Origin of the sequence: Burkholderia ubonensis, assembly GCF_902833085.1 — a bacterium.
GTDB classification, from domain to species: Bacteria; Pseudomonadota; Gammaproteobacteria; order Burkholderiales; family Burkholderiaceae; genus Burkholderia; species Burkholderia ubonensis.
This window is the reverse complement of record NZ_CADFEB010000012.1, coordinates 20130-45663: the sequence shown is the minus strand read 5'-3', so window position 1 is coordinate 45663 and position 25534 is coordinate 20130. Positions and strand designations below refer to the sequence as shown.

Annotated in this window: 27 protein-coding genes; 10 read left to right on the top strand and 17 right to left on the bottom strand. The window is 67.9% G+C overall.

Annotation, left to right across the window (positions count from 1 at the left end; translation table 11 throughout):
- Positions 1-177 precede the first annotated feature (177 nt).
- The 5 genes from grpE to HWX31_RS30285 all read left to right on the top strand — a co-directional run bounded on the left by grpE (position 178) and on the right by HWX31_RS30285 (position 6589).
- Positions 178-723 (top strand): nucleotide exchange factor GrpE, encoded by a 546-nt coding sequence (gene grpE / locus HWX31_RS30305; RefSeq protein ID WP_059611175.1) that lies wholly within the window; start codon positions 178-180, stop codon positions 721-723.
- A gap of 10 nt (positions 724-733) precedes the next feature.
- Positions 734-1156 (top strand): thioredoxin family protein, encoded by a 423-nt coding sequence (locus HWX31_RS30300; RefSeq protein ID WP_174964089.1) that lies wholly within the window; start codon positions 734-736, stop codon positions 1154-1156.
- Between the two features lie 146 nt (positions 1157-1302).
- The gene (dnaK, locus tag HWX31_RS30295) at positions 1303-3255 is read left to right on the top strand and encodes a molecular chaperone DnaK (protein WP_174964090.1); all 1953 of its coding nucleotides are present in this window, start codon (positions 1303-1305) and stop codon (positions 3253-3255) included.
- Positions 3256-3522: 267 nt separating this feature from the next.
- On the top strand, positions 3523-4656 hold the full coding sequence (gene dnaJ / locus HWX31_RS30290; RefSeq protein ID WP_059611180.1) for a molecular chaperone DnaJ: 1134 nt from the start codon (positions 3523-3525) through the stop codon (positions 4654-4656).
- A gap of 4 nt (positions 4657-4660) precedes the next feature.
- Positions 4661-6589, top strand: coding sequence for a chorismate-binding protein (locus tag HWX31_RS30285; protein ID WP_174964091.1), 1929 nt, complete (start codon positions 4661-4663; stop codon positions 6587-6589).
- A 7-nt stretch (positions 6590-6596) separates the two neighbouring features.
- Here HWX31_RS30285 and HWX31_RS30280 read toward each other — a convergent pair whose 3' ends face one another.
- From HWX31_RS30280 to hda, 9 genes are all read right to left on the bottom strand, one after another.
- Positions 6597-7037 carry an STY0301 family protein gene (locus tag HWX31_RS30280; RefSeq protein WP_174964092.1) on the bottom strand — a complete coding sequence of 147 codons (441 nt, stop codon included), beginning with the start codon at positions 7035-7037 and terminating at the stop codon, positions 6597-6599.
- Positions 7038-7490 carry an STY0301 family protein gene (locus HWX31_RS30275; RefSeq protein ID WP_059611186.1) on the bottom strand — a complete coding sequence of 151 codons (453 nt, stop codon included), beginning with the start codon at positions 7488-7490 and terminating at the stop codon, positions 7038-7040.
- A gap of 2 nt (positions 7491-7492) precedes the next feature.
- Entirely contained in the window at positions 7493-7873 is a 381-nt protein-coding gene (locus HWX31_RS30270) for a BPSL0067 family protein (protein WP_059611188.1), read from the bottom strand.
- A gap of 159 nt (positions 7874-8032) precedes the next feature.
- Positions 8033-8848 (bottom strand): 3-methyl-2-oxobutanoate hydroxymethyltransferase, encoded by an 816-nt coding sequence (panB, locus tag HWX31_RS30265; RefSeq protein ID WP_059611190.1) that lies wholly within the window; start codon positions 8846-8848, stop codon positions 8033-8035.
- A 41-nt stretch (positions 8849-8889) separates the two neighbouring features.
- Complete coding sequence (locus HWX31_RS30260; RefSeq protein ID WP_174964093.1) at positions 8890-9576, bottom strand: deoxynucleoside kinase; 687 nt, start codon at positions 9574-9576, stop codon at positions 8890-8892.
- Positions 9573-10118, bottom strand: a complete 546-nt coding sequence (gene folK / locus HWX31_RS30255) for a 2-amino-4-hydroxy-6-hydroxymethyldihydropteridine diphosphokinase (protein ID WP_059611194.1) — start codon at positions 10116-10118, stop codon at positions 9573-9575. Before folK ends, HWX31_RS30260 begins: the two co-directional genes overlap by 4 nt.
- A 33-nt stretch (positions 10119-10151) precedes the next feature.
- Complete coding sequence (pcnB, locus tag HWX31_RS30250; RefSeq protein WP_174964094.1) at positions 10152-11678, bottom strand: polynucleotide adenylyltransferase PcnB; 1527 nt, start codon at positions 11676-11678, stop codon at positions 10152-10154.
- Between the two features lie 5 nt (positions 11679-11683).
- Entirely contained in the window at positions 11684-12361 is a 678-nt protein-coding gene (locus HWX31_RS30245; protein ID WP_059611198.1) for a histidinol-phosphatase, read from the bottom strand.
- Between the two features lie 11 nt (positions 12362-12372).
- Positions 12373-13113, bottom strand: coding sequence for a DnaA regulatory inactivator Hda (hda, locus tag HWX31_RS30240; protein WP_279613161.1), 741 nt, complete (start codon positions 13111-13113; stop codon positions 12373-12375).
- A 223-nt stretch (positions 13114-13336) separates the two neighbouring features.
- Here hda and purM point away from each other — a divergent pair, with 223 nt between their 5' ends.
- Positions 13337-14392, top strand: coding sequence for a phosphoribosylformylglycinamidine cyclo-ligase (gene purM, locus HWX31_RS30235; RefSeq protein ID WP_174964096.1), 1056 nt, complete (start codon positions 13337-13339; stop codon positions 14390-14392).
- A 94-nt stretch (positions 14393-14486) separates the two neighbouring features.
- Here purM and tet(64) read toward each other — a convergent pair whose 3' ends face one another.
- Complete coding sequence (tet(64), locus tag HWX31_RS30230; protein ID WP_174964097.1) at positions 14487-15677, bottom strand: tetracycline efflux MFS transporter Tet(64); 1191 nt, start codon at positions 15675-15677, stop codon at positions 14487-14489.
- Between the two features lie 61 nt (positions 15678-15738).
- Here tet(64) and tetR point away from each other — a divergent pair, with 61 nt between their 5' ends.
- The gene (tetR, locus tag HWX31_RS30225; protein ID WP_174964098.1) at positions 15739-16362 is read left to right on the top strand and encodes a tetracycline resistance transcriptional repressor TetR; all 624 of its coding nucleotides are present in this window, start codon (positions 15739-15741) and stop codon (positions 16360-16362) included.
- A gap of 42 nt (positions 16363-16404) precedes the next feature.
- On the opposite strand, the gene miaA is transcribed toward tetR, so the two are convergent.
- Together miaA and mutL are read right to left on the bottom strand one after the other, a co-directional pair.
- Positions 16405-17379, bottom strand: a complete 975-nt coding sequence (gene miaA, locus HWX31_RS30220; protein WP_174964099.1) for a tRNA (adenosine(37)-N6)-dimethylallyltransferase MiaA — start codon at positions 17377-17379, stop codon at positions 16405-16407.
- The gene (gene mutL, locus HWX31_RS30215; RefSeq protein ID WP_174964100.1) at positions 17376-19361 is read right to left on the bottom strand and encodes a DNA mismatch repair endonuclease MutL; all 1986 of its coding nucleotides are present in this window, start codon (positions 19359-19361) and stop codon (positions 17376-17378) included. Before mutL ends, miaA begins: the two co-directional genes overlap by 4 nt.
- A 174-nt stretch (positions 19362-19535) precedes the next feature.
- Here mutL and HWX31_RS30210 point away from each other — a divergent pair, with 174 nt between their 5' ends.
- Complete coding sequence (locus tag HWX31_RS30210) at positions 19536-20216, top strand: DedA family protein (protein WP_174964101.1); 681 nt, start codon at positions 19536-19538, stop codon at positions 20214-20216.
- A 94-nt stretch (positions 20217-20310) separates the two neighbouring features.
- Here HWX31_RS30210 and HWX31_RS30205 read toward each other — a convergent pair whose 3' ends face one another.
- The 3 genes from HWX31_RS30205 to HWX31_RS30195 form a co-directional block, all read right to left on the bottom strand.
- The gene (locus tag HWX31_RS30205; protein WP_174964102.1) at positions 20311-21165 is read right to left on the bottom strand and encodes a mechanosensitive ion channel family protein; all 855 of its coding nucleotides are present in this window, start codon (positions 21163-21165) and stop codon (positions 20311-20313) included.
- A gap of 79 nt (positions 21166-21244) precedes the next feature.
- Entirely contained in the window at positions 21245-22081 is an 837-nt protein-coding gene (locus HWX31_RS30200) for a class II glutamine amidotransferase (RefSeq protein WP_174964103.1), read from the bottom strand.
- Positions 22082-22218: 137 nt separating this feature from the next.
- The gene (locus HWX31_RS30195; protein WP_010091464.1) at positions 22219-22548 is read right to left on the bottom strand and encodes a carboxymuconolactone decarboxylase family protein; all 330 of its coding nucleotides are present in this window, start codon (positions 22546-22548) and stop codon (positions 22219-22221) included.
- A gap of 128 nt (positions 22549-22676) precedes the next feature.
- Between HWX31_RS30195 and HWX31_RS30190 the strand changes: the two genes are divergently transcribed.
- Both HWX31_RS30190 and yiaA read left to right on the top strand, forming a co-directional pair.
- Entirely contained in the window at positions 22677-23615 is a 939-nt protein-coding gene (locus HWX31_RS30190; protein WP_174964104.1) for a cupin domain-containing protein, read from the top strand.
- Between the two features lie 107 nt (positions 23616-23722).
- Positions 23723-24166, top strand: coding sequence for an inner membrane protein YiaA (yiaA, locus tag HWX31_RS30185; RefSeq protein WP_059483398.1), 444 nt, complete (start codon positions 23723-23725; stop codon positions 24164-24166).
- 33 nt (positions 24167-24199) lie between these two features.
- Here yiaA and HWX31_RS30180 read toward each other — a convergent pair whose 3' ends face one another.
- The gene (locus HWX31_RS30180) at positions 24200-24706 is read right to left on the bottom strand and encodes a hypothetical protein (RefSeq protein ID WP_174964105.1); all 507 of its coding nucleotides are present in this window, start codon (positions 24704-24706) and stop codon (positions 24200-24202) included.
- A gap of 98 nt (positions 24707-24804) precedes the next feature.
- Positions 24805-25110, bottom strand: a complete 306-nt coding sequence (locus HWX31_RS30175; protein ID WP_174964106.1) for an H-NS histone family protein — start codon at positions 25108-25110, stop codon at positions 24805-24807.
- Positions 25111-25534 lie beyond the last annotated feature (424 nt).

Below are 25534 nucleotides of genomic sequence, written 5' to 3'. Positions count from 1 at the left end.
CCCGGGCGGTGGTTGCCGCGGACGGCGCGGTTGATTCGCGGCGTTGGCGAATGCGCGCGAATAACCCTCTTGAAGTCGGTGTTTTCGCCCTTATCTGCACCACTAATGTGCGGCGCCGTCGACGATTCGTCAGACGGTTGCCGGTTTGGCTTCAACCTCTAATCGACTTTCAGCGACATGGAAAACACGCAAGAGAACCCGGCTACCCAATCGGCCGAAGACATCGGCAGCGAGACGCAGGCGGCGCAGGGCGCCGCGCCGGCTGTCGAAGCCGCCGAAGCGGCGCTCGCCGAGGCTCAAGCCAAGGTCGCCGAGCTGCAGGAAAGCTTCCTGCGGGCGAAGGCCGAGACCGAGAACGTGCGCCGCCGTGCGCAGGACGACGTCGCGAAGGCGCACAAATTCGCGATCGAGAGCTTTGCGGAGCACCTGCTGCCGGTGCTGGACAGCCTCGAGGCGGCGGTGGGCGACACGTCCGGCGACCTCGCGAAGGTGCGCGAGGGCGTCGAGCTGACGCTGCGCCAGCTGACGAGCGCGCTCGAGAAGGGGCGCGTCGTCGCGATCAACCCGGTCGGGGAGAAGTTCGATCCGCACCAGCATCAGGCGATCTCGATGGTGCCGGCCGAGCAGGAGCCGAACACCGTCGTCACCGTGCTGCAGAAGGGCTATACGATCGCCGACCGCGTGCTGCGCCCGGCGCTCGTCACGGTTGCGCAACCGAAGTAAGGCTGCCGCCATGGTGCCCGCCGGCGTCGATCCGGCCGCGTTCGCCGCGTTCGACATGCAGGCGCTGTCGGCCGACACGTTCGACGCCGGCCTCGCGGGCGCGGGTGACGCGCTCGCCGTGGTGTTCTTCTGGGGCGTCGACTGCTTCAACTGCGAAATCGCGAAGAAGGCGATGCTCGCGCAGCCGGACGCCATCCGCGCGCTGGGCCTGAAGTGGTTCCACAGCAACGTCTACGAACACCGCGACCTCGGTCGACGCTTCGGGCTGCACGGCGTGCCGACGTGGTTCTTCTTTCACCGCGGCAGGCGGCTCGGCCGCGCGACCGGCTGGCACGGTCTCGCGCAGTTCCAGGCGGCGGTGGCGGCAGCGCGGGCGAAGATCGTGGCAGCCGGCGCTCCGGCGGCCGGCGATCCGGCACCGTCCGGCGATTGAAAAAATTTAATAGCCGCATCGCTTGTCGGGTCTTGAAAACGGCGCGAGCGGACTTATTTCGGGAACAGAGTTGAATTCGGCGCGCGAAACAGCCCAAAAAAGCAGGTTTTCGCGCAGCAATCAAGGATTTCTGGAGATTAGGAAAAATGGGAAAGATCATCGGTATTGACCTCGGCACCACGAACTCGTGCGTTGCCATCATGGAAGGCAACCAGGTCAAGGTCATCGAGAACTCGGAAGGTGCGCGCACCACGCCGTCGATCATCGCCTACATGGACGACAACGAAGTGCTCGTCGGCGCGCCGGCCAAGCGTCAGTCGGTGACGAACCCGAAGAACACGCTGTTCGCAGTGAAGCGCCTGATCGGCCGCCGCTTCGAAGAGAAGGAAGTGCAGAAGGACATCGGCCTGATGCCGTATGCGATCGTCAAGGCGGACAACGGTGACGCATGGGTCGAAGCCCACGGCGAGAAGCTGGCGCCGCCGCAAGTGTCGGCGGAAGTGCTGCGCAAGATGAAGAAGACGGCCGAAGACTACCTCGGCGAGCCGGTCACGGAAGCCGTGATCACGGTGCCGGCGTACTTCAACGACAGCCAGCGCCAGGCAACGAAGGATGCGGGGCGCATCGCGGGCCTCGAAGTCAAGCGGATCATCAACGAGCCGACCGCCGCTGCGCTCGCGTTCGGTCTCGACAAGGTCGAGAAGGGCGACCGCAAGATCGCCGTGTATGACCTCGGCGGCGGCACGTTCGACGTGTCGATCATCGAGATCGCGGACGTCGACGGCGAAATGCAGTTCGAAGTGCTGTCGACCAACGGCGACACGTTCCTCGGCGGCGAGGACTTCGACCAGCGCATCATCGACTACATCATCGGCGAGTTCAAGAAGGAGCAGGGCGTCGACCTGTCGAAGGACGTGCTCGCGCTGCAGCGCCTGAAGGAAGCCGCTGAAAAGGCGAAGATCGAGCTGTCGTCGAGCCAGCAGACCGAAATCAACCTGCCGTACATCACGGCGGACGCATCGGGTCCGAAGCACTTGAACCTGAAGATCACCCGCGCGAAGCTGGAAGCGCTGGTCGAGGATCTGGTCGAGCGCACGATCGAGCCGTGCCGCATCGCGATCAAGGACGCGGGCGTCAAGGTGTCGGACATCGACGACGTGATCCTGGTCGGCGGCCAGACCCGCATGCCGAAGGTCCTGGAGAAGGTGAAGGAATTCTTCGGCAAGGATCCGCGCCGTGACGTGAACCCGGACGAGGCCGTTGCAGTCGGCGCGGCGATCCAGGGCCAGGTTCTGTCGGGCGACCGCAAGGACGTGCTGCTGCTCGACGTGACCCCGCTGTCGCTCGGCATCGAGACGCTCGGCGGCGTGATGACGAAGATGATCAACAAGAACACGACGATCCCGACGAAGCACGCGCAGGTGTACTCCACCGCGGACGACAACCAGGGCGCCGTGACGATCAAGGTGTTCCAGGGCGAACGCGAAATGGCGGCCGGCAACAAGCTGCTCGGCGAGTTCAACCTGGAAGGCATCCCGCCCGCACCGCGTGGCGTGCCGCAGATCGAAGTGACCTTCGACATCGACGCGAACGGCATCCTGCACGTCGGCGCGAAGGACAAGGCGACCGGCAAGGAAAACAAGATCACGATCAAGGCGAACTCGGGCCTGTCCGAAGCCGAGATCGACCAGATGATCAAGGACGCGGAAGCGAACGCGGCGGAAGATCACAAGCTGCGTGAGCTGGCCGATTCGCGCAACCAGGGCGACGCGCTCGTCCACAGCACGAAGAAGGCGCTGACCGAGTACGGCGACAAGCTGGACGCGGGCGAGAAGGAGAAGATCGAGGCCGCGCTGAAGGAGCTCGAGGAAGTTCTGAAGAGCACCGCGAGCGACAAGGCCGCGATCGATGCGAAGGTCGAAGCCGTGGCAACGGCCTCGCAGAAGCTCGGCGAGAAGATGTACGCCGACATGCAGGCCCAGCAGGCAGGCGCGGCCGGTGCGGCGGGCGCAGCGGAAGGCGCAGCCCATGCGGGCGGCGCGCAGCAGGCTGCGGACGACGTCGTCGACGCCGAGTTCAAGGAAGTGAAGAAGGACTGAGCCGGGTTGCAACAGCACCGCACGCCGCGCGCGAACCGCGCGCGGCGCGGCTGACAAGTGACTGAAAAGCGGTCTGTCTTTCCTTCCGGATGGCCGGATCGACTCTACGCCTGGCGGGCTTCGCGGCCCTCCGGGCACATTTGTTTTTTGGCGGGCGCTGCGCACGCCGTCCACGGACGGCGCGCCGCAACGCCAGACGAGTCGCGAGACTTTACTGCAGGCGAAAGGAGCCGTTGCGTGCATCAGGCGTGGCGGCAGTGAATCGATATGGCGAAACGGGATTACTACGAGGTTCTGGGCGTCGCGAAGAATGCGAGCGACGACGAAATCAAGAAGGCATATCGCAAGCTTGCGATGAAGTATCACCCTGACCGCAATCCGGACAGCAAGGATGCGGAAGAGCATTTCAAGGAGGCGAAGGAAGCCTACGAAATGCTGTCGGACAGCCAGAAGCGGGCCGCGTACGACCAGTACGGCCACGCGGGCGTCGATCCGAACATGGGCGGTGCGGGCGCACAGGGCTTCGGCGGCTTTGCCGACGCGTTCGGCGACATCTTCGGCGACATTTTCGGCCAGGCGGCGGCGGGTGGCCGCGGCGGCCGGGGCGGTCCGCAGGTGTATCGCGGCGCGGACCTTCGCTACAGCATGGAAATCACGCTCGAGCAGGCCGCGCACGGCTACGACACGCAGATCCGCGTGCCGAGCTGGGTGTCGTGCGAGATCTGCCACGGTTCGGGCGCGAAGCCGGGCACCAAGCCCGAGACCTGCCCGACCTGTCACGGCCAGGGCACGGTGCGGATGTCGCAGGGCTTCTTCAGCATCCAGCAGACCTGCCCGAAATGCCACGGCAGCGGCACCTACATTCCCGAGCCGTGCGCGCATTGCCACGGGTCGGGCAAGGTGAAGGAAACCAAGACGCTCGAAGTGAAGATTCCGGCGGGGATCGACGACGGCATGCGGATCCGCTCGGCCGGCAACGGCGAGCCGGGCATCAACGGCGGGCCGCCGGGCGACCTGTACGTTGAGATCCACATCAAGCCGCACTCGGTGTTCGAGCGTGACGGCGACGACCTGCATTGCCAGATGCCGATTCCGTTCACGACCGCCGCGCTCGGCGGCGAGATCGAGGTGCCGACGCTGGCCGGCCGCGCGACGTTCCCGGTGCCGGAAGGCACGCAGTCGGGCAAGACGTTCCGCCTGCGCGGCAAGGGCATCAAGGGGCTGCGTTCGAGCATCGCGGGCGATCTTTACGTGCACGTGCAGGTCGAGACGCCGGTGAAGCTGACCGAGCAGCAGCGCGATCTGCTCAAGCAGTTCGAGAAATCGCTGGCCGAAGGCGGCGCGCGCCACAGCCCGCAGAGCAAGAGCTGGTTCGACCGGGTGAAGAGCTTCTTCGAGTAACGGCATGACTGAAGGCAGCGAGAGCGCGTCGTTCGCGCTCTTGGACGATTGCGACTCGACCGCGTCCGCGCGATCGAGTCGCTTGTATACGGGCTTCGTGCGCGAGCGGGTGTGCGCCGATCCCGCGCAGCTCGACGCGATCGATGCGGCGCTTGCGCAGGATCTGCGCGACGGGCTGCACGCGGTCGTGGTCGGCGACTATGAATTCGGGCGCAACCTGCAATGGGCGCAGCCGGGCGAGGCCCCGCTGCGCTTTTTGCTGTTTGCGCGCTGCGAGCGCCTGTCGCGCGACGAGGTCGATGCGTGGCTCGCGCAGCGCGACGGCGGCGCGGCGTCGCCGTCGATCGCGGGCGTCGCGCACGTGACGAAGAGCGTGACGCGCGACGCGTTCGATGCGGCGATCGCCGCGGTGCACGACGCGCTGCGCGCGGGCGACTCGTATCAGGTCAACTACACGTACCGGCTGCATTTCGACGCGTTCGGCGCGCCGCTCGCGCTGTACCGGCGCCTGCGCGCGCGCCAGCCGGTGCGCTATGGCGCGCTGATCGCGCTGCCGGACGGCGCGTGGGTCGTGTCGTGCTCGCCGGAGCTGTTCGTCGAGCGGCACGGCGACGTGCTGCGCGCCCGGCCGATGAAGGGCACCGCGCCGCGTTCGGGCGATCCGCAACGCGACGCCGAGGCAGCGGCATTCCTCGCGAACGACCCGAAGAACCGCGCCGAGAACGTGATGATCGTCGACCTGCTGCGCAACGATCTGTCGCGGATCGCGCGCACGGGGACGGTCAAGGTGCCGGCGTTGTTCTCGGTCGAGCCGTATGCGTCGGTGTGGCAGATGACGTCGACCGTCGAAGCCGGCTGGCGCGACGGCACGACGTTCGCGCAGATGCTGCGCGCGCTGTTTCCTTGCGGATCGATCACGGGCGCGCCGAAGTACAAGACGATGCAGTTGATCGATGCGATCGAGTCGACGCCGCGCGGGCTCTATACGGGTGCGATTGGCTGGCTCGACGCACCGAAGGAAGACGCGGGCGAGGCGTTGCACGGCGCGGCGGCTGGCTGTGGCGATTTCTGCCTGTCGGTCGCGATTCGGACGCTGACGCTCGATCCGGACGGCGTCGGCAACGACACGGACGGCACGGGCACCGCCACCGCGGCAGCCGGCCGGCGACGCGGCACGATGGGCGTCGGCGCGGGCATCGTGCTCGACAGCGTCGCGGCCGACGAATATGCGGAGTGCGAATTGAAAGCGCGATTCCTGACGGACGCCGATCCCGGCTTTCAGTTGTTCGAAACGACGGCCGCCACGCGGGCGGACGGCATCCACCATCTCGAACGCCATCTCGCGCGGCTGCAACGCAGCGCGGATGCGTTCGGCTTCCGCTTCGACGCTGACACGCTACGCAGCGAGATCGACGCACGCTGCGCGGCGCTCGACGGCGACGGCGCGTACCGGATGAAGCTCGCGCTGGCGAAGGACGGCACGATCGAGATCGTCGCGGCGCCGCTCAAGCCGCTGCCGGCGGGGCCCGTCGGCGTGCTGCTGGCCTCCGCGCACGGTTTCGCGCCGACCCACACCGACGACGCGCTGCTGCTGCACAAGACCACGCGCCGCGCCGAATACGACCGCGCGTGGCAGGCGGCGGAGGCGCTCGGCGGGTTCGACATGCTGTTCGTGAACGAGCGCGGCGAGGTGACGGAAGGCGGGCGCTCGAACGTGTTCGTGAAGCTCGACGGTCGATGGGTGACGCCACCATTGTCGTGCGGCGTGCTGCCCGGCGTGATGCGCGGTGTGCTGCTCGACGATCCGGCAGTAGGCGCCAAAGAGCGTGTGCTGACGCTCGACGATGTGCTGAACGCGGATGAGTTGATGATCTGCAATGCGTTGCGCGGGCCGATGGCAGCGCGGCTGATTCGCGGCTGCACACCGGCCTGAACGTAGGCTACTTCCGAGGTGTACATCGCCAGCTTTGTACGATGGGGCGCCCTCGTTCGTAGCTCACGACGCAAGTCTGCGCATGTTTGCCGAGCGGCCGTGCGATTACGACGCTCGTATTGCCGTAGTCACACGAGACCCAGTAGTCCTCACGATCTTCGGCCAGCGACCAGATATAAGTATCGCTTTTGGGCCCAGAGCGCGAGCGGTTTGGCAACAACGACGTTATCCGATCCGGCGGCCCCGACCAGAAGGTGACGCCTGCAAGCGGATACGTGCGCCGCGTGTCGAAGTTTTTCCAGCCATCGGGCGGTTGGCCGTCGAGCAGTTGGGTGACGGCAAGGCGCGCGGGGCAATCTGTCGTTGCGGCGGACGCGACGGAGGTGCCGCACATGATCGCAACGATTGCGATCAGCGCGGACCGTGTTCGACGAGGGATCGTCATCATTTAGCGCGCCGGCGGCGTGCAGTACCAGTCGATCATCTTCGGCGGCGTTCGCTTCGCGTCGTAACGGACCGTGCAGGTTCGCGCGGCAGTGCCGAGCGGACGCGCGATGATGGCGGCCGTGTCGAAGTAGTTGCAACTGATCCAGTAATCGGTTTCGGCTGCGGCGAGTGCCCAGGTGTTGATGAGCGTGTCGCGTTGTTTGACGCCGCTCGATGGAGCGAGCATGGTCAGTTGATCGGGAGGGCCGGACCAAAACGACACGCTGATCAGCGGATGCGCTTGCTGCGAATCGTAGGTTCGCCAGCCGTTGGGTGCGGGACTGTCGATCGTCTGTGAAACCGGCAGGCGAGCCGGACATTGGAGCTGTGTCGAGGTGGCGTGCGCCGACGATAGGCACGCGGCTGTCAGCAGCGCGGCGAGCGCCGCATCGAGTGGAACAAGCGGGCGTGCCATCGTTATCTCACCACCGAGAAGGCATCGGCGTTGTTGCTCGGGTCGATGTAGCGACCGTTCCTATCCTTGCCCTTGAACCGGATGTGCCGTTTCTGGATTTTCGAGAGGCTGCGCCATTGTTCGGCGACATAGATGCCTGTCGAATCTTGACCCAGATAGAACGCCGCATGGTTGCCATGCGATTTGTTCGGATAACGTTCGTTCTCGAAGGTTGCGATGACCGTGCCCGGACTAATGCTCGAATCGCCTTTGACGGTTTTTTCCGGTCGCCAAGCCGAGGTTGGACCCACTCTGGTATGGGCCTTCACAAGCGCGACGCATTCACCGTCGCCTTGCAGTGGGTCGCCCGGTAGTTTGGCTGCGTCTTCGTATACATGTGCCATTTTCACCTCCTTCGAATGAGGAAGGTGCAATGGTTCCAGTAATGAACGCGCGCGGATATGGGACTCGTTTGAAATTAAGCGCTGTCCTATGACATGACGGGTTTTGTCGACAGGGTGGCGACCATTGCCTTCGCACCCCGCCGCCGCCTCATCCGCGAATCAGAACGTATGCTCCGCCCCCGGGAACGAACCGTCCTTCACCGCGCGCACATACGCTTCGACCGCCGCCTGAATATTCGGCTGGCCCTGCATGAAGTCCTTGACGAAGCGCGGCCGCTTGCCGGGGAAGATGCCGAGCATGTCGTGCAGCACCAGCACCTGGCCCGAGCAGTCCACACCCGCGCCGATGCCGATCGTCGGAATGCGCAGCATGTGCGTGACCTCGGACGCGACGAGCGTCGGCACGGCCTCGAGCACCACGAGCTGCGCGCCCGCGTCCTCGATCGCGCGCGCGTCGCGCAGCAGTTGCGCGGCGCCGGCTTCGGTCTTGCCCTGCACCTTGAAGCCGCCGAACGCATGCACCGACTGCGGCGTCAGGCCGACGTGCGCGCACACCGGCACCGCGCGCTCGACCAGGAAGCGCACGGTGTCGGCGAGCCATTCGCCGCCTTCGAGCTTGACCATCTGCGCGCCGGCGCGCATCAGCTTGACCGAACTCTCGAACGCGTCGGCGGGCGTGCCGTACGTGCCGAACGGCAGGTCCGCGACGATCAGCGTGCGCGGCTGCGCGCGTGCGACGCAGGCGGTGTGATACGCGATGTCGTCGAGCGTGACGGGCAGGGTGGTGGTGTGGCCTTGCAGCACGTTGCCGAGCGAATCGCCGATCAGCAGGACGTCGACGCCCGCGCGGTCGAGCAGCGCGGCGAAGCTCGCGTCGTAGCAGGTCAGCATCGCGATCTTCTCGCCGGCGTCGCGCATCGCCTGCAGTTTCGGCACGGTCACGGCGGGCCGGCTCGATTCCTGGAGATAGGTCATGGGAAATCCGGATCGATGGGTAAAAACAGCGGCGAGACGCGTCAGCGCGTCGTCTCGCCCTTGACGAAGAATTCCTTGCGGCCGCGCATCGTTGCGATGTGCTCGACCAGCAATGCGAGATCCTCGGGGGAGTCCAGCGGATTCAGGTGTTCCGCGGCGACCGTCAGCACCGGCGAGCGGTCGTAGTGATAGAAGAATTCGTTGTACGCGTCGACGAGCGCGCGCAGGTAGGCGTCGCTGATCTGCAGCTCCATCGGCAGGCCGCGCTTCTGGATCCGCGCGAACAGCACCTCGGGGCTCGCCTGCAGGTAGACGACGAGATCGGGCGTGCTCGCCCGGGGCGCGTCGACGTGCGCCGCGAGCGCGCGATAGAGCTGCCACTCGTCGTCCGGCAGGTTCAGCCGCGCGAAGATCTCGTTCTTCTGCGGCATGAAATCGGCGACGACCGGCCGGCCCGTGTCCAGCGCCGCGCTCAGTTCGCGCGCCTGCTGCGCGCGCTGCAGCGCGAACGCCAGCTGCGCCGGCAGCGCATAGCGCGCGGTGTCGCGATAGAAGCGCTCGAGAAACGGATTGTCCTGCGGGCGCTCGAGCAGCGTCTGCATCGACCAGCGCTCGGCGAGCAGGCGGGCCAGCGTCGTCTTGCCGACGCCGATCGGGCCTTCGATCACGAGATAGCGGTGCGGCGCGCGCAGGTCCGGCGCGGTGACGGTCAGCGGTGTCGGGTTCATCGGCAGGGGTTCTTGTCGGCGCCGTCGTCGGCAGCGGCGAGCGCTTTCTGCATCAGGCACTTGCAGGTCTGGACCTTCTCGATGCGCTGGCTCGCGACCGCGGCGAGAAATGCCTCGGCGCGGCCGCGCGCCGGGATGTGGAGCGCCGGATCGAGTTCGACGAGCGGCACGAGCGCGAACGCGCGGTCGGTCAGGCGCGGGTGCGGCACGATCAGGTCAGGTTCGTCGATCGAGTCGACGCCGTACAGCAGGATGTCGATGTCGAGCGTGCGGGGCGCGTTGCGGTACGGACGCTCGCGCCCGAAGTGATGTTCGATCTTCTGGCAGAGGGCGAGCAGCTCGCGCGCGGCGAGCGTCGTGTCGATCTTGACCGCGCAGTTGTAGTAGTCGTCGCCCCCGGCGTCGACCGGGGCCGTGCGATACAGGCTCGACTTGTCGAGCACGGCGACCGTGCGCTGCTGGGCGAGGCATACCACCGCGTCCTTCAAGGTCTGGCGCGCATCGCCGAGATTCGCCCCCAGTCCGAGATATGCAACCGTCATGGCATCACTTCCTACGTCGTTCGCCGGCGCGCGTCAGTCGTCGGAACCGGCCGGGCCGTCCGACGCCTGTTCTGCGCCTTCGGTGCCCTTGCGGTTCTTCGCGCCGCCGCGGCGGCGCCGCTTGCGGGGCGATTTCTCCTTGGCTCCGCCCTGCGTGAGCAATGCGTCGCGCGCGGCCGCGTCGCCCTCGATGAAATCCGTCCACCACTGCCCGACGGCCGGATCCAGCTCGCCGGATTCGCAGCGTAACAGGAGGAAATCATACCCCGCTCTGAATCTTTGGTGTTCCAGCAGGCGCAGCGCGCTGCGGCCGGAGCGCTTCTCGAGGCGCAGCTGCAGGCCCCAGATCTCGCGCATGTCGGCCGAGTAGCGCTTGTGGATCGCGAGCTTCTCGGTCTGCATGTCGAGCACGTCGTCCATCGCGCGATGCAGCGCGGGCACCGGGAACTCGCCGTCGGCCGTGTACTGCTCGAAGCGCTGGCGCATGTCGTGCCACAGCAGCGTCGCGAACAGGAAGCCCGGCGACACCGGCTTGCCGGCCCGCACGCGCGCGTCGGTGTTGTTCAGCGCGAGCGTGATGAACTTCTCGCCCTGCGGCTGTTCGAGCACGACGTCGAGGAGCGGCAGCAGCCCGTGGTGCAGGCCTTCGCTGCGCAGCTGCTTCAGGCACGCGAGCGCGTGGCCGGACAGCAGCAGCTTCAGCATCTCGTCGAACAGGCGCGCGGCCGGCACGTTGTTGATCAGGTCGGCGAGCGCGTTGATCGGCTCGCGCGTATGCGGCTCGATGTCGAAGCCGAGCTTCGCCGCGAAGCGCACCACGCGCAGCATGCGCACCGGATCCTCGCGATAGCGCGTGGCCGGGTCGCCGATCATCCGCAGCAGGCGGGCGCGCACGTCGGCCATCCCGTCGTGGTAGTCGAGCACCGTCTGCGTCGACGGGTCGTAGTACATCGCGTTGATCGTGAAGTCGCGGCGCGCGGCGTCCTCGTGCTGTTCGCCCCACACGTTGTCGCGCAGCACGCGGCCGCTCGCGTCGACCGCGTGCGTACGGCGGTCGAGTTCGTCGCGCTTCAGGCGCTTCGGCGGCTCGGCCTCGGCAGGGGGCGGATCGACGAGCGCGCGGAACGTCGACACCTCGATCAGCTCCTGGCCGAACTGCACGTGGACGATCTGGAAGCGGCGGCCGATCAGGCGCGCGCGGCGGAACAGGCGCTGGACCTCGGTCGGCGTCGCGTCGGTCGCGACGTCGAAGTCCTTCGGCGCGATGCCGAGCAGCAGGTCGCGGACCGCGCCGCCGACGATGAACGCACGGAAGCCCGCCTGTTGCAGCGTGTCGGTCACGCGCACCGCGTTCTTCGAGATCAGCGACGGATCGATGCCGTGCACGCTGGCCGGCACGACGGTCGGCTCGTGGTTGCCGCGCGGTTTCTTCGCGGTGCTGCCGCGGGCGCCCTTCGCGGCGCGCGGAGCGGGGGCCGCTTCGGCAACGGCAGCCGGGGCGGAAGGCGTTTGCGCGGCGTCGTCCTGGCCGAGCAGCTTGCGGATGAATTTTTTGATCACGACGTTCAGAAGAGATCGAGGATGCGCCAGCCGCGGTTGCTTGCATGCGCGCGCAGCGTGTCGTCGGGGTTGGTCGCGATCGGGTCGGTGACTTTCTCGAGCAACGGGATGTCGTTGTGCGAATCGCTGTAGAAGTAGCTGTGTTCGAAATCGCCCCAGTGCTTGCCGAGCGACGCGAGCCACGCTTCGGTGCGCACGATCTTGCCTTCGCGATAGCTCGGCGTGCCGGTCGGCCGGCCGGTGTACGGCGAATCGGGGTGGCCGTCGGTCGTCTCGACCTCGCACGCGATCAGCGTGTCGACGCCGAACGCGGTCGCGATCGGCCGGGTGATGAATTCGTTGGTCGCGGTGACGACGCAGCACAGGTCGCCGGCATCGAGGTGCCGGCGCACGAGTTCGAGCGCGGCGGGCGTCATCGCCGGCCGGATCACCTCGTGCATGTACTGGTCGTGCCACTCGGCGAGCTGCGCGCGCGAATACTTCGCGAGCGGCGTGAGCATCGCCGTGAGGTACGCGTGGATGTCCAGCTTGCCGGCCTTGTAGTCGGCGAAGAACTGGTCGTTCTGACGCGAAAAGCTTTCCGCGTCGACGATGCCGAGCTTCACCATGAAGCGGCCCCATTCGTGGTCGCTATCGGTCGGGATCAGCGTGTGATCGAGGTCAAAGAGTGCCAGATTAGTCATGGAAGCGCATTTTACTCGAAGCGGTTCGGGCCCGTGCCCGGCGGCGTGATGTCGTCGCCGGGGCGGGCCAGCATCCGGCGCAGCAGCGGCAGCGTGACGGCGCGTTTCTGCTCGAGCGAGAAACGGTCGAGCGCGTCGAGCAGCGCCATCAGGCTGGGCATGTCGCGGCGGAAATGGGTCAGCAGGTAAGCCGCGATGTCGTCGGTGAGCGCGATCCCGCGCTCCTTCGCCGCGAGCTTCAGCACGGCGATCTTGCCGGCGTCGGACGGCGGCGACAGATGGAACACGAGCCCCCAGCCGAGGCGCGTGCGCAGATCCTCGCGGACGTCGAGCGCGAGCGGCGCCGCGGGGCCCGCCGCGACGAACGCGCTCGACGGATGCGCGCGGACCTCGTTGAACAGGTTGAAGAGCGCGACCTGCTGCGTGTCGCTCATCCGGTCGCAGTCGTCGATCGCGTAGATGCCGATGCGCGGGTCGAACGTGAACGCGCCGAGCGGGCTTTGCGGCGTCAGATAGCGCGCATAGCCATACGACGCGTCGCTCACGAGCGCCTGCAGCAGGTGGCTGCGGCCGCTGCCGGGTTCGCCCCAGATGTAGAACGACCGGTCCGGCACGGGGCCCGCCGCCAGCGCGAGGTCGAGCTTCTGCAGCCGCGTGATGAGCTCGCCGTTTTCCTCGCCCGTGATGAAGTTGTCGAACGTGGCGGGGGGCGGCGTGCCGAGATCGAGCGTCAGTTGACGGGACACAGTCACAATGCGGGTCGGTTGGTGAAACGTGCGCCGGGGAGCGCGGCGTCGATGGCTGCACGCGCGGCCGCACGCACGGCGGCGCGCGGGTTCCGGCGCGGCTCGCTCAGCGGTGAAAACGGGGACGTGTTGGCCAAGATGCAATCCCTGACGAATCGATGCGGGGAATTCCGGCCAGCGGGCCGGCTTCGGGTAAAATCGCATTTTACCGACCTTCTCGCATTCCCCCATGAATCCTCCGAAATCCGCTCCTGACGCTCAAGGTCTGTCCTATCGTGACGCGGGCGTCGACATCGACGCGGGCGACGCGCTCGTCGACAAGATCAAGCCCTTTGCGAAGAAAACCCTGCGCGACGGCGTGCTCGGCGGCATCGGCGGGTTTGGCGCGCTGTTCGAAGTGCCGAAGAAGTACCGCGAGCCGGTGCTCGTGTCGGGCACCGACGGCGTCGGCACGAAGCTCAAGCTCGCGTTTCATCTGAACAAACACGATACGGTCGGCCAGGATCTCGTCGCGATGAGCGTGAACGACATCCTCGTGCAGGGCGCCGAGCCGCTGTTCTTCCTCGACTACTTCGCGTGCGGCAAGCTCGACGTCGACACGGCCGCGACCGTCGTCAAGGGCATCGCGCAAGGCTGCGAACTGTCGGGCTGCGCGCTGATCGGCGGTGAAACCGCCGAAATGCCGGGCATGTACCCGGACGGCGAATACGACCTCGCGGGCTTCGCGGTCGGCGCGGTCGAGAAGAGCAAGATCATCGACGGCAGCACGATCGCCGAGGGCGACGTGGTGCTGGGCCTCGCATCGAGCGGCATCCACTCGAACGGCTTCTCGCTCGTGCGCAAGATCATCGAGCGCGCGAACCCGGACCTGTCGGCCGATTTCCACGGCCGTTCGCTCGCCGACACGCTGATGGCGCCGACCCGCATCTACGTGAAGCCGCTGCTCGCGCTGATGGCAACGATCGCCGTGAAGGGGATGGCGCACATCACCGGCGGCGGCCTCGTCGAGAACATTCCGCGCGTGCTGCGCGAAGGCCTGACGGCCGAGCTGGACCAGAAGGCGTGGCCGCTGCCGCCGCTGTTCCAGTGGCTGCAGGAGCATGGCGGCGTCGCCGACGCGGAAATGCATCGCGTGTTCAACTGCGGGATCGGCATGGCCGTGATCGTGTCGGCGGCGGATGCCGACGCAGCGGTCAGCCAGCTGACGGCGGCCGGCGAGCAGGTGTGGAAGATCGGCGTCGTGCGCGCGAGCCGCGAAGGCGAAGCGCAGACGGTCGTGGTCTGACGCGCCGTCCGACGCGCAAAGTCACAGGAAGCCGCCCGGAGTCGATCCGGGCGGTTTTTTTTCGCCGCGCGTCGCGCGGGCGGACGGATTCCGCTTACGCGGCCGGACTTTCTCGCGCCGGCCGCGCGTGGGCCAGCAGCGGCGGCACCAGCAGGTAGAGCAACGCGGCCGCGGCCCAGACGAGCCCGGGCCACGCATCGCGGGTTGCCGCGTAGGCCGCGGTGACGACGAGCGGCCCGGCGACGCCGATCAGGCTCGCGATGCTTGCGAGCGTGCCCTGCAGCTCGCCCTGCCGGGCGTCGTCGACCTGGCGCGCGAGCATCGCCTGCAGCGCCGGCAGGGTCATGCCGCCCGCCGCGAACAGCGGCAATAGCGCGAACGGCACCCAGGCCATGTCGGCGAACGCGATGACCACGAGGCCGAGCGCGTCGCCGGCGAGGCCCAGCGCGAGCGCGCGGCGCTCGCCGAGCCGCGCGATCAGCGGCCCGATCGCGAACGCCTGCGCGAGCGCGTGGCACGCGCCGTAGCCGGCGAGCGACAGGCCCGCGACCGGCGTCGACCAGCCGAAATGCGCCTGTCCGTACAGGATCCACAGCGTCGCGGGCGCCTGCGACACCAGCGCCACGATCACGTAGACGCCGATCAGCGGGACGAGCGCCGGGCCGCCGCGCAGCCGCCGCAGGCTCGCGAACGCGTTGAGGCTCACCGTGGCGCCGCCGGCGCGCGCGGCCGGCGGCCGCGATTCCGGCAGGCTCCGCCAGACGAGCGCGAGATTGAGCGCGTTGAGCAGCGCCGCGGCGGCGAACGGCGCGCGCAGATGCCACGCGCCGAGCAGGCCGCCGAGCACCGGGCCGGCGATGAAGCCGATCCCCATCGCGGCGCCCAGCTGGCCAAAACGGCGCGCGCGATCGGGTTCCGCGGTTACGTCGGTGACGTACGCGGTCGCGACCGCGACGTTCGCGCCCGTGATGCCCGCGATCAGCCGCCCGGCGTAGAGCCACGCGAGCGTCGGCGCATACGCCATCAGCAGATAGTCGAGCGCGGCGCCCGCGAGCGACGCGAGCAGCACGGGCCGGCGGCCGAAGCGATCGCTCAGCGCGCCGAGGACGGGCGCGCACACGAACTGCGCCAGCGCATACAGCGCGAGCAGCATGCCGTAGTGCGTGTCGGCGCCGCCCGCGCCGGCGAGCGTGCGCAGCAGCCCGGGCAGGATCGGCATCACGAGCCCGACGCCGATCGCGTCGAGCACGACCGTCGTCAGGATGGCAAGCATGGAAGGGTTCAAGATCGTTCTCTATCGGTGATAGAGTGGCGATTATTCCACAGCTTCCCTATCGGTGATAGAGATGAAAGACACGGGTGCGCGACTGACGCGCGACACGGTCCTGCGCGCGGCGCTCGAACTGCTCGACGAGGTCGGCATCGATGCGCTGTCTACGCGTCGGCTCGCGGAACGGCTCGGCGTGCAGTCGCCGACGCTCTACTGGCATTTCAGGAACAAGGGGGAGCTGCTCGATGCGATGGCGGAAGCGATCATGCTCGAACGGCGCCGCGCGTCGCTGCCGCAGCCGGGCGATGCGTGGGATGCGTGGCTCGTCGCGAATGCGTGCAATTTCCGCGCGGCGCTGCTGGCCTATCGCGACGGCGCGCGCCTGCATGCCGGCACGCGGCCGCGCGGCGCGCATTTCGACGGGATCGAATGCAAGCTGGCGCTGCTGTGCGACGCGGGCTTCACGCCGGAGCAGGCGATCGACCTGATGTTCGCGATCGGCCGTTTCGTGGTCGGCTGGGTGCTGGAGGAGCAGGCGGAGCCGGAACGGGCGCCCGATGCGGACGGGCCGGACCCGGCCACGCATCCGCTCGTCGCGCAAGGGTGGGCCGCGTTGCAAGCACGCAGTCCGGACGACGCGTTCAAGTGCGGCATCGCGCTGATCGTCGACGGCGCGCGGGCGCGACTCGCCGCGCGGTGAGCCGGGTGACGACGCGCGCGGCCGCGCGCCGCTGCGATGGCGTCAGTCCGGCGCGCGGCCGTCGAGCACGCGTTCGAGCGCGTCGACCGCTCGCGCGGCCGCATCGGCCGCGACGCAGTCGACGACGATCCGCTCCGGCATCGCACGCAGCCATGTGAGCTGTCGCTTGCACAGCTGGCGCGTCGCGAAGATGCCCTTGTCGCGCATCGTCCGATAGTCGATCGCGCCGTCGAGGAATTCCCATGCCTGCCGGTAGCCGACGCAGCGCATCGACGCCAGCCCGAGATGCAGGTCGTCGCGGCGGCGCAGCCGTTCGACCTCGTCGATGAAACCCGCGTCGAGCATCGCGTCGAAGCGCTGCGCGATCCGCGTGTGCAGCACCGCGCGGTCGGACGGCTCGAGCGCGACCGGCACGAACCGGTAGCGGGCCGCCGCATCGTCCGCGCGCGGCGGCGCGGCGAGCAGCGCGGACATCGGCCGGCCGCTCAGCATGAAGACTTCGAGCGCGCGCTGGATGCGCTGCGAATCGTTCGGCGCGAGGCGCGCTGCCGTCTCCGGGTCGACCTGCGCAAGCCGCGCGTGGAGGGCCGGCCAGCCGTCGCGCGCGGCATCCGCGTCGAGTTCCGCGCGCACGGCCGGGTCCGCGGACGGCAGGTCGTTCAGCCCCTGCGTCAGCGCCTTGTAGTACAGCATCGTGCCGCCGGCGAGCAGCGGCGTGCGGCCGCGCGCGGCGATCTCGCCGATCAACCGCAGCGCGTCGGCGCGGAATTGGGCGGCCGAATACGCGTCGGCCGGGTCGATGATGTCGATCAGGTGATGCGGCGCGCGCGCGCGTTCTTCGCGGGTCGGCTTTGCGGTGCCGATGTCCATGTCGCGGTAGACGAGCGCCGAATCGACGCTGACGATCTCGATCGGCCGGCGTGCCGCGAGCGCCAGCGCCGCGGCCGTCTTGCCGGACGCGGTGGGCCCGAGCAGGCAGGCGATCGTCGTTTGAGCGGAAGACTGCGACACGCTCATTGGCCGCGCATGAACAGGCGGTCGAGGTCGCCGAGCGTGAGCTGGTACCAGGTCGGCCGGCCGTGGTTGCACTGGTCCGCGCGCTCGGTCGCTTCCATCTGGCGCAGCAGCGCGTTCATCTCGTCGAGCGTGAGGCGGCGGTTCGCGCGCACCGCGTGATGGCACGCGAGCGTGCCGAGCAGCTCGTGCTGGCGCTCGGTGAGCACGCGCGAGCCGCCGAACGCGTGCAGGTCGGCGAGCACCGCGCGCGCGAGCGCCTGCAGATCCGCGTCCTTCAGCAGCGCGGGCACCGCGCGGATCGCGAGCGTCGTCGGCGACAGCACCGCGAGGTCGAAGCCGAGCGATTCGAGCGTCTCGCGCTCCTCCTCGACGGTGCCGATCTCGACCGGCGTCGCGTTCATCGATACCGGCAGCAGCAGCGCCTGCACCGCGACCGAGCGGTCGACGAGCGCGTGCTTGAACTGTTCGTACAGGATCCGCTCGTGCGCCGCGTGCATGTCGACGATCACGAGCCCGTGCGCGTTCTGCGCGAGCACGTAGATGCCGTGGATCTGGCCGAGCGCGAAGCCGAGCGGCTGGTCGTCGTGCGTGCTGTGGGCGAGCGACGGCGCGGCGGCGAATCCCGCCGGCAGTGCGGCCGGCGCGTCGCCGGCATTGGCTGCGTCATGCGCGACCGCCGTGGTGCCGGCCGGCGTGCCCGCGCCGCTGTCCTTGCGGCCGAACAGCGCGTCGTAGAGCGCGAGCGGCTGCGCGACGGGCAGCGTGCCTTGCGTCATCCGCGCCTGGCGCAGCCACGTGCTGCCTTGCGACGGCGTGGGCGCGGGGCTGCCGCCGCCGCTCGCCGCCTGGCCGAGCGGCGTGCGCTGGAACGAAGCGGGGCCCGGCGCCGCTGCGATATGCGCGGCATGGCCGCCGGCGGTGGTTTCGGGCGACGCGCCCGCATGGCGGGCGAGCGCGCGCTGCACCGCATGGAACACGTACTGGTGGATCGAGCGCGAATCGCGGAACCGCACCTCGATCTTCGACGGATGCACGTTCACGTCGACGGCCTCGGGCGGCAGGTCGAGGAACAGCACGTAGGACGGGTAGCGGTCGCCGTGCAGCACGTCCTCGTACGCGGCGCGCACCGCGTGCGTCAGCAGCTTGTCGCGCACGAAGCGGCCGTTCACGAAGAAATACTGCTGGTCGGCGCGGCCGCGGCTCGCGGTCGGCAGCCCGGCGCAGCCGTAGACGGCCAGCGGCCCGGCGCGCTCGTCGAGCGGCAGGTACGCGGTCGCGAAGCCCTCGCCGAGGATCTTCGCGACCCGCTGCGTGGGCTCGGTCGCGTTCCAGTGCTCGACGGCCTTGCCGTTGTGCAGCACCGAGATCGCGACGTCCGGCCGCGCGAGCGCCGCGCGGCGGATCATTTCGACGCAATGGCCGAACTCGGTCTGCTCGCTCTTCAGGAACTTGCGCCGCGCGGGCGTGTTGAAGTACAGCTCGCGCACCTCGATCGTCGTGCCGACCGCGCCGGCGGCGGGGGCCAGCACGCCGGTCTGTGCGTCGATGCGCGTCGCATGCGGAGTATCGGCCGTGCGGCTCGTGATGAACATCTCGGCGACCGACGCGATCGACGCGAGCGCTTCGCCGCGGAACCCGAGCGTCGCGACCGCTTCGAGCTCCTCGAGCGAGCGGATCTTGCTCGTCGCGTGGCGCATCAGCGCGAGCGGCAGCTCGCCGGGCGGGATCCCGCAGCCGTCGTCGGTGATCGAGATGCGCTTGACGCCGCCTTCCTCGAGCACGATGCGCAGCGTGTTCGCGCCGGCGTCGAGCGCGTTCTCCAGCAGCTCCTTGACGACCGACGCCGGACGCTCGACGACTTCGCCCGCGGCGATCTGGCTGATCAGCTGGTCGGGCAGGGGCTGGATCGCGCGCAGCGGGCGCGGCGAGTGCGGATCAGGGGCGGGCGTGGCGCTCGCGGCCGTTTCGGTGAATTCGGACATGGCCGAATTATAGCGAGGCCGCCGGCGCGCGCCGGGCCGGCGATCCGTTACGTTTTTTCACGGAGCCTTAAGGCAGTTTCGGTATGATGACTGCGTTTCACGCGCCGCCCTTGCCGGGCGGGCGATTCCGCCCTTTGTGCCGTCACCGGCCTGCTTGCCCTGAAGGAACCGCATTTGGATACGCTGCTTCATTTCGTCAATCTCGTCCTGCACATCGATGCATTCCTCGGCGACTTCATCCGGCAATACGGCGCCTGGGTGTATCTGGTGCTGTTCCTGATCGTGTTCTGCGAAACGGGCCTCGTCGTGTTTCCGTTCCTGCCGGGCGATTCGCTGCTGTTCATCGGCGGCGCGTTCGCGGCGACCGGCGAAATGAACGTCGGCGCGCTGATCGTGCTGCTGCTCGTCGCGGCGACCGCCGGCAACACCGTCAATTACCTGATCGGCCGCTGGATCGGGCCGAAGGTCTTCAATACGCACATTCCGGTGCTCGAGCGCTTCCTCGACCGCGCGGCGCTGCAGAAGACCCACAGCTTCTACGACAAGCACGGCGGCAAGACGATCGTGCTCGCGCGCTTCATCCCGGTGGTGCGCACCTTCGCGCCGTTCGTCGCGGGCGCGTCGTCGATGAGCGTCACGCGCTTCCAGCTCTTCAACGTGCTCGGCGCGCTGATCTGGGTGCTGCTGCTGGTGCTGCTCGGCTACTTCTTCGGCAACATCCCGTTCGTTCGCCAGTACCTGAACGTGATCGTGCTGGCCGGGATCGGCGCGGCGGTCGTGCCGGTCGCGCTCGGCGCGCTGTGGAAGCTCGTGCGCGGCCGCTCGGGCGGCGAGGGCAAGACCAGCGGTCACTGACCTGCGCGGGTCGCGCGGTTCGCCGCGGCAATGAAAAAGCGTGGCTCGCAAACTGCAGCCACGCTTTTTTCATGTCCGCCGGCGCGGCGCGCCGTTACGCAGTGCGGTGCGAGAGCGGCGTTTCGGGCGTCGGGTACTGCGCGTCGCGGAACGTGTCGAGGATCGCGCGGTTGGTGTCGCAATACACCTGCCAGTAGTTCGCCGGCTGCGTGAACGGGCGCACGAACAGCAGCGGGCCTTCCGGCGTGAACTGCAGCACGCCGACGTCCGGCGCCGGGGTCGTCAGCACGTTCGGGATTTTCTGCACCGATTCCTTCAGGCGGTTGATCGCGTCGACCGCGTCGACGCCGTTCGCGATCTTCGCGGACAGGTCGACGCGGCGGTGCGGCGTCGCGCTGTAGTTCGCGATGTTGTCCGAAAAGATCTTGTTGTTGCCGACGATCGTGACGATGTTGTCCGCGGTGATGATCGTCGTGCCGAACAGGCCCATCTCCTTCACGGTGCCGGTGACGCCGCCGGCGCTGATCACGTCGCCGATCTTGAACGGGCGCAGCACCTGCATGAACACGCCTGCCGCGAAATGCGCGAGCAGCCCGCCCCAGGCCGTGCCGATCGCGAGGCCGAGGCCGGCGAGCAGCGCGGCGAACGACGTGGTCTGCACGCCGAAGAGCTGCAGGATCGCGAGGATCAGCAGGATCGTCAGCAGCACGCCGACGACCGAGGTCATGTAATCGGAGAGCGTCGGGTCGACCTTGCCGCTGCGCTGCACGATCCTGCCGAGCAGCCGCGTGCCGATGCGGATTGCCCAGCGGCCGACGAGCCACAGGGCGATTGCGGCGACGAGATTGAGGCCGAAGTCCATGCCGCGGGTCATCAGGAATTGCTGGGCGGTGGCGAGGTCCAGGGTCAAGGTGGGTTCTCCATAAGACGTTGAACGGGGCACGGTCATGCCCGCAAGCGCGGCATGCCGAAAATCCTCGGACTTTTATAGCCGACACGCGGCGGCATGGCAACCGGTCGCGCCACGCCTACGCGTGACGCCGCGGCTCGAACGGCCGCTGCTCGACGTCGCCGCCGTGCGCAATGATCGCGGTGCTTTCCGGAATTTCCTCCCACGCGCCGCGCAGGTCGACGAGCGGCTCGGACAGCACCATGAACGCATCGTCACCCGCTTCGGCGATGCGCGGGTTGTGCGGATACAGTTCGTGCAGGTGCCGGAACGACGTGCTGTGGAACAGCGAACGCGATTGCCGCTCGCTCGAGTAGCGCACCGAGATGATCTGCTCGCCGTCGGTCACGCAGACCGTCATGTTGAGCGGCAGGTTCACACGGTGCCGCGCGGCGATGTCCTCGATGAGGCCGGCCATCCGCTCGAGCGCCGGCAGCGGCGCCTGTTCGAGGCCGAACGTCAGCGCGAGGCGGAACATCAGCTCCGAATCGGTCGACCCTTCGATCGTCGGGAACAGCGCCGGATCGATCTTCATCGCGAGGTCGCGTTGCAGCTTCGGCAGATCGCGGATCAGGCCGTTGTGCGCGAACAGCCACCGGCCGTGCCGGAACGGATGGCAGTTGGTTTCCTGTACGGGCGTGTCGGTCGCCGAGCGGACATGCGCGATGAACATCCGCGAGCGGATCGCGCGCGCGGCTTCGCGCAGGTTGCGATCGTTCCACGCGGGATGCACGGATCGGTAACGGAACGGCAGTTCGTCCGGGTGGCCGTACCAGCCGATGCCGAAACCGTCGCCGTTGGTGGTCGTCGCGCCCAGCTCCGAATGCAGGCTCTGGTCGATCAGCGAATGCTTCGCGCGGAACAGGACGGTCTCGAGGTGGATCGGGTTGCCCGTGTAGGCGAGCCAGCGGCACATGGGGCGCTCCTTCTCGGCGAGTCGTCCGGGCATGGTAGCCGAGTTCGCCGTAGCCGGGTTCACCACGGCGGCCGCCTGCAAACACCCCGGGCGCGCCGGGCGGGGCCGGGCGCCGGGGCGTGACCGCGGTCGCGGGCTCAGTCGCCCATTGCATCCATCACGCGCGCCGAATAGACGAGCGCGGCGCCCGCGTTCAGCGCGACCGCCACGCCGAGCGCTTCCGCCACTTCCTCCTTCGTCGCGCCGTGCCTGGCGGCTTCGGCCGTGTGCACGGCGATACAGCCGTCGCAGCGCGTCGTGACCGCCACGGCGAGCGCGATCAGCTCGCGCGTCTTCGCGTCGAGATGGCCGGTCTTCGCGCCGGCGCCGGACAGCGCCTTGTAGCCGGCGAGCGTATCGGGCGACAACTTCGCCAGATCGCCGATGCGCGTCGAGAGTTCCTTGCGATATTCGTTCCAGTTCAGCATGGCTCGTCCTTTTTCACGGGTAGGTGGCCGCGGCGGGTGCCGCGTGCTGCGGAGATGCACGGCTATTCTGAGCGTCGGCGGTGATGGTTTCGATACGCTAAAGTGTCAATTTTTAGCGCGAGCGTCTCATGGATGCGCTGAGTCAACTGCTGCTGCTGGGCCGCAGCCATGTCGAGCTGGACGTGCGCTGCCTGCTCGACGGCCCGTTCGCGATGGCGCACGATGCGCTGCCGGCCGGCGAGGCCGCGTTCCATCTGCTGCTGGCCGGGCAATGCCGTCTGCGCACGGCGGACGGCCGCGCGCTGCGGCTCGTCGAAGGCGATTTCGTGCTGCTGCCCGCGGGCGGCGCGCACGAGATCCACGACGCGACGGCCGCGCCGGCGGCCGCCATGCCGATGCGCGAGCTTGCCGTGGCCGGCGGCGCGGTGCTGCCGGTCAAATGCAATACCGACACGCCGGAGCGCGCGAGCGTGGATCTGCTGTGCGGGCGCTTCGTGTACGAGCGCGGCGCGGGCGAGCTGCTGATGCGCGCGCTGCCGGGCCTGCTGCACGTCGGGCTGGGCGAGCCGTCCGGGCTCGCATCGCTGCAGATGCTGACCGGGGTGCTGCGTGCCGAGGCATCGAATCTGCAGCCGGGCGCCCGCGCGATCGTCAACGCGCTCGGCCAGGCATTGCTCGCGTATGCGCTGCGCGCGTACGGCCGTGACACGCAGGTGCCGTCCGGCTGGCTCGCGCTCGCCGCGGATGCGCGGCTCGGGCCGTCGATCCAGGCGGTGATGCAGGCGCCCGCGCAGCCGTGGACGGTCGCGTCGCTCGGCGACGTGTCGGCGATGTCGCGCGCGACCTACGCGCGGCATTTTCGCGAGAAGGCGGGGATGAGCGTCGGCGCGTTCGTCACGCAGATCCGGATGATGCACGCGTGCGCGTTGCTGCGGGACACGCGCCGGGGGCAGGCGGAGATCGGCCAGGCGGTCGGCTACCAGTCGGAGGCGGCGTTCGGCAAGGCGTTTCGCGAGGTGTTCGGCACGACGCCGGGGCGCTGGCGGCGCGCGCATCGCGGCGCGTGAGCGCGCCGGCGGCGGGCCGTCGATCCGGTCATTTCATGTGACAAAACTGCTACCATGCTCGCGATTCAATTCAACAAGAATTTCAACAAGAAAGAGAGGGCAACACCATGAACCAGACCACTATCCAGCAGCCGTCGTTCGCGTTCGTCGCGGCCTCGTGGGCGGCATTGATCGCGGGCTTCGCCGCGTTTCTCGTCGGGCTCTGGAACGCGGGCATGCAGCTCAACGAAAAGGGCTACTACTTCACCGTGCTGGTGTTCGGCCTGTATGCGGCGATTTCGCTGCAGAAGAGCGTGCGCGATCGCGCCGAAGGCATCCCGGTCACCGGCATCTATTACGGGCTGAGCTGGTTCGCGCTGCTGCTCTCGATCGCGCTGCTGATCGTCGGCCTGATCAACGCGACGCTGCAGCTCAGCGAAAAAGGCTTTTACGCGATGTCGTTCGTGCTCGCGCTGTTCGGTGCGGTGACCGTGCAGAAGAACACGCGCGACCTGCAAGGCGCGAAGCCGCGGCTGACCGACATCGATCCGGCGCAGCCGACGCAGGAATGAACGCAGGGCGGGCGTTGCACGCCGTCGTCGCCCTCAGAGATCGCTGCGCTTCTCCGAAGCGAGCGTGAATTCGAGCAGGTCCCGGGCGTTCAGGTGCGCCTGGTTGGCGAGGCTGGCATGCCGCCGGACTTCGTCCTCCCGTTGCGAAGCGTCGTCGTTGCGCGCATCGCGCTGGAGGGCGGAGCGGGCGGCGCCCGCGTGAGCGCGGGCACGCGTTGCATGCTCGCGCGCCTTTCTGGCGCGCTCCCGCACCAGTTGCTTTCTGGACAGCGTGCTCGGAAAGTCGTCGGCCGCGCGCACGATCGCCGCGCGCTCGCTGGCCGCACGCGTCGAGCCACCCGAGGCCAGTCGTTCCAGCTCGGTGGCGCACGCATCCGCGGCACGCGCGTCCAGCGTGGCAAACCGCACCACCTCTTGCGCGGCGTCGCGCGCCGACGCCCGCGTGCCGACGGGCAGTCCCTTGCACCATGCCCGCATCAGCCGCGGCGATGCGACCGCGAGCAGGATTACCGTACCAACGACGCTGATCAGAATGGTCATCGACATTGCGTGCGTGTGACGAATGAAGTGAGCGCAGGAGAAATCGACAGGCGATCCATGCGTGTCGCGCTGCCGATCCGCGACACGCTCGAACGCGATTACGCCGACGCGTCTATCAGGAACTGTTCGCGACTTTGCCCGTTGATCCACAGGGGCTCGCGGCCGCGGCCGCTCCATGTCGCTCCGCTCTGCGGGTCGCGGTACTTCGGCGGAACCGGGCCGCGCTTCACGCGCCGACGCGGCTTGCGCGGCGGATCGCAGAACAGGTCGCCGGGCGTCAGGTCGTACAGCGCGATCGCTTCCCTGATCCTCGACACGGCGGCTTTTTTTTCCTCCAGCCGGACCGACTCGGCTTGTGCTTGAAGCACTTCTATTTGTGCCTGGAGCTCTCGATAGGTTGTCACGGTGTTCTCATTACGGTGTCATCGATTCGCCAACGGTCCCGATCGGATCGCTGCCGGGGCGCTGTCGAATCTGGAATGCAAAACGTGTCGGACGCGACATCCGGAGCATCGTCCAAACCGGATGCGCGACGGATGCCGCGTCGAGTCGTGGATTGGCCGCCGGCTTCGTCCGGATTGCGGCAGGCGACCCTGTCGTATGAGGCTCGAGCCGTCGTTCGCATGGGGCGGGTGTTTCGATTGCCGGAAGCATCGGCGACATTGCCGGCATGGCGGTCGGCGGGCGATGCCGCATTCCGCTCCCATTTCGGAACGCAGGAATCAACCTGCCCGATCGCGTGCTGGTGTTGCAAGAATGCAATTCATGTCTTAACCGGGATAATATGGATGAAGCGGTGGTCATTTAAAACTGGCAAATATGACAGGA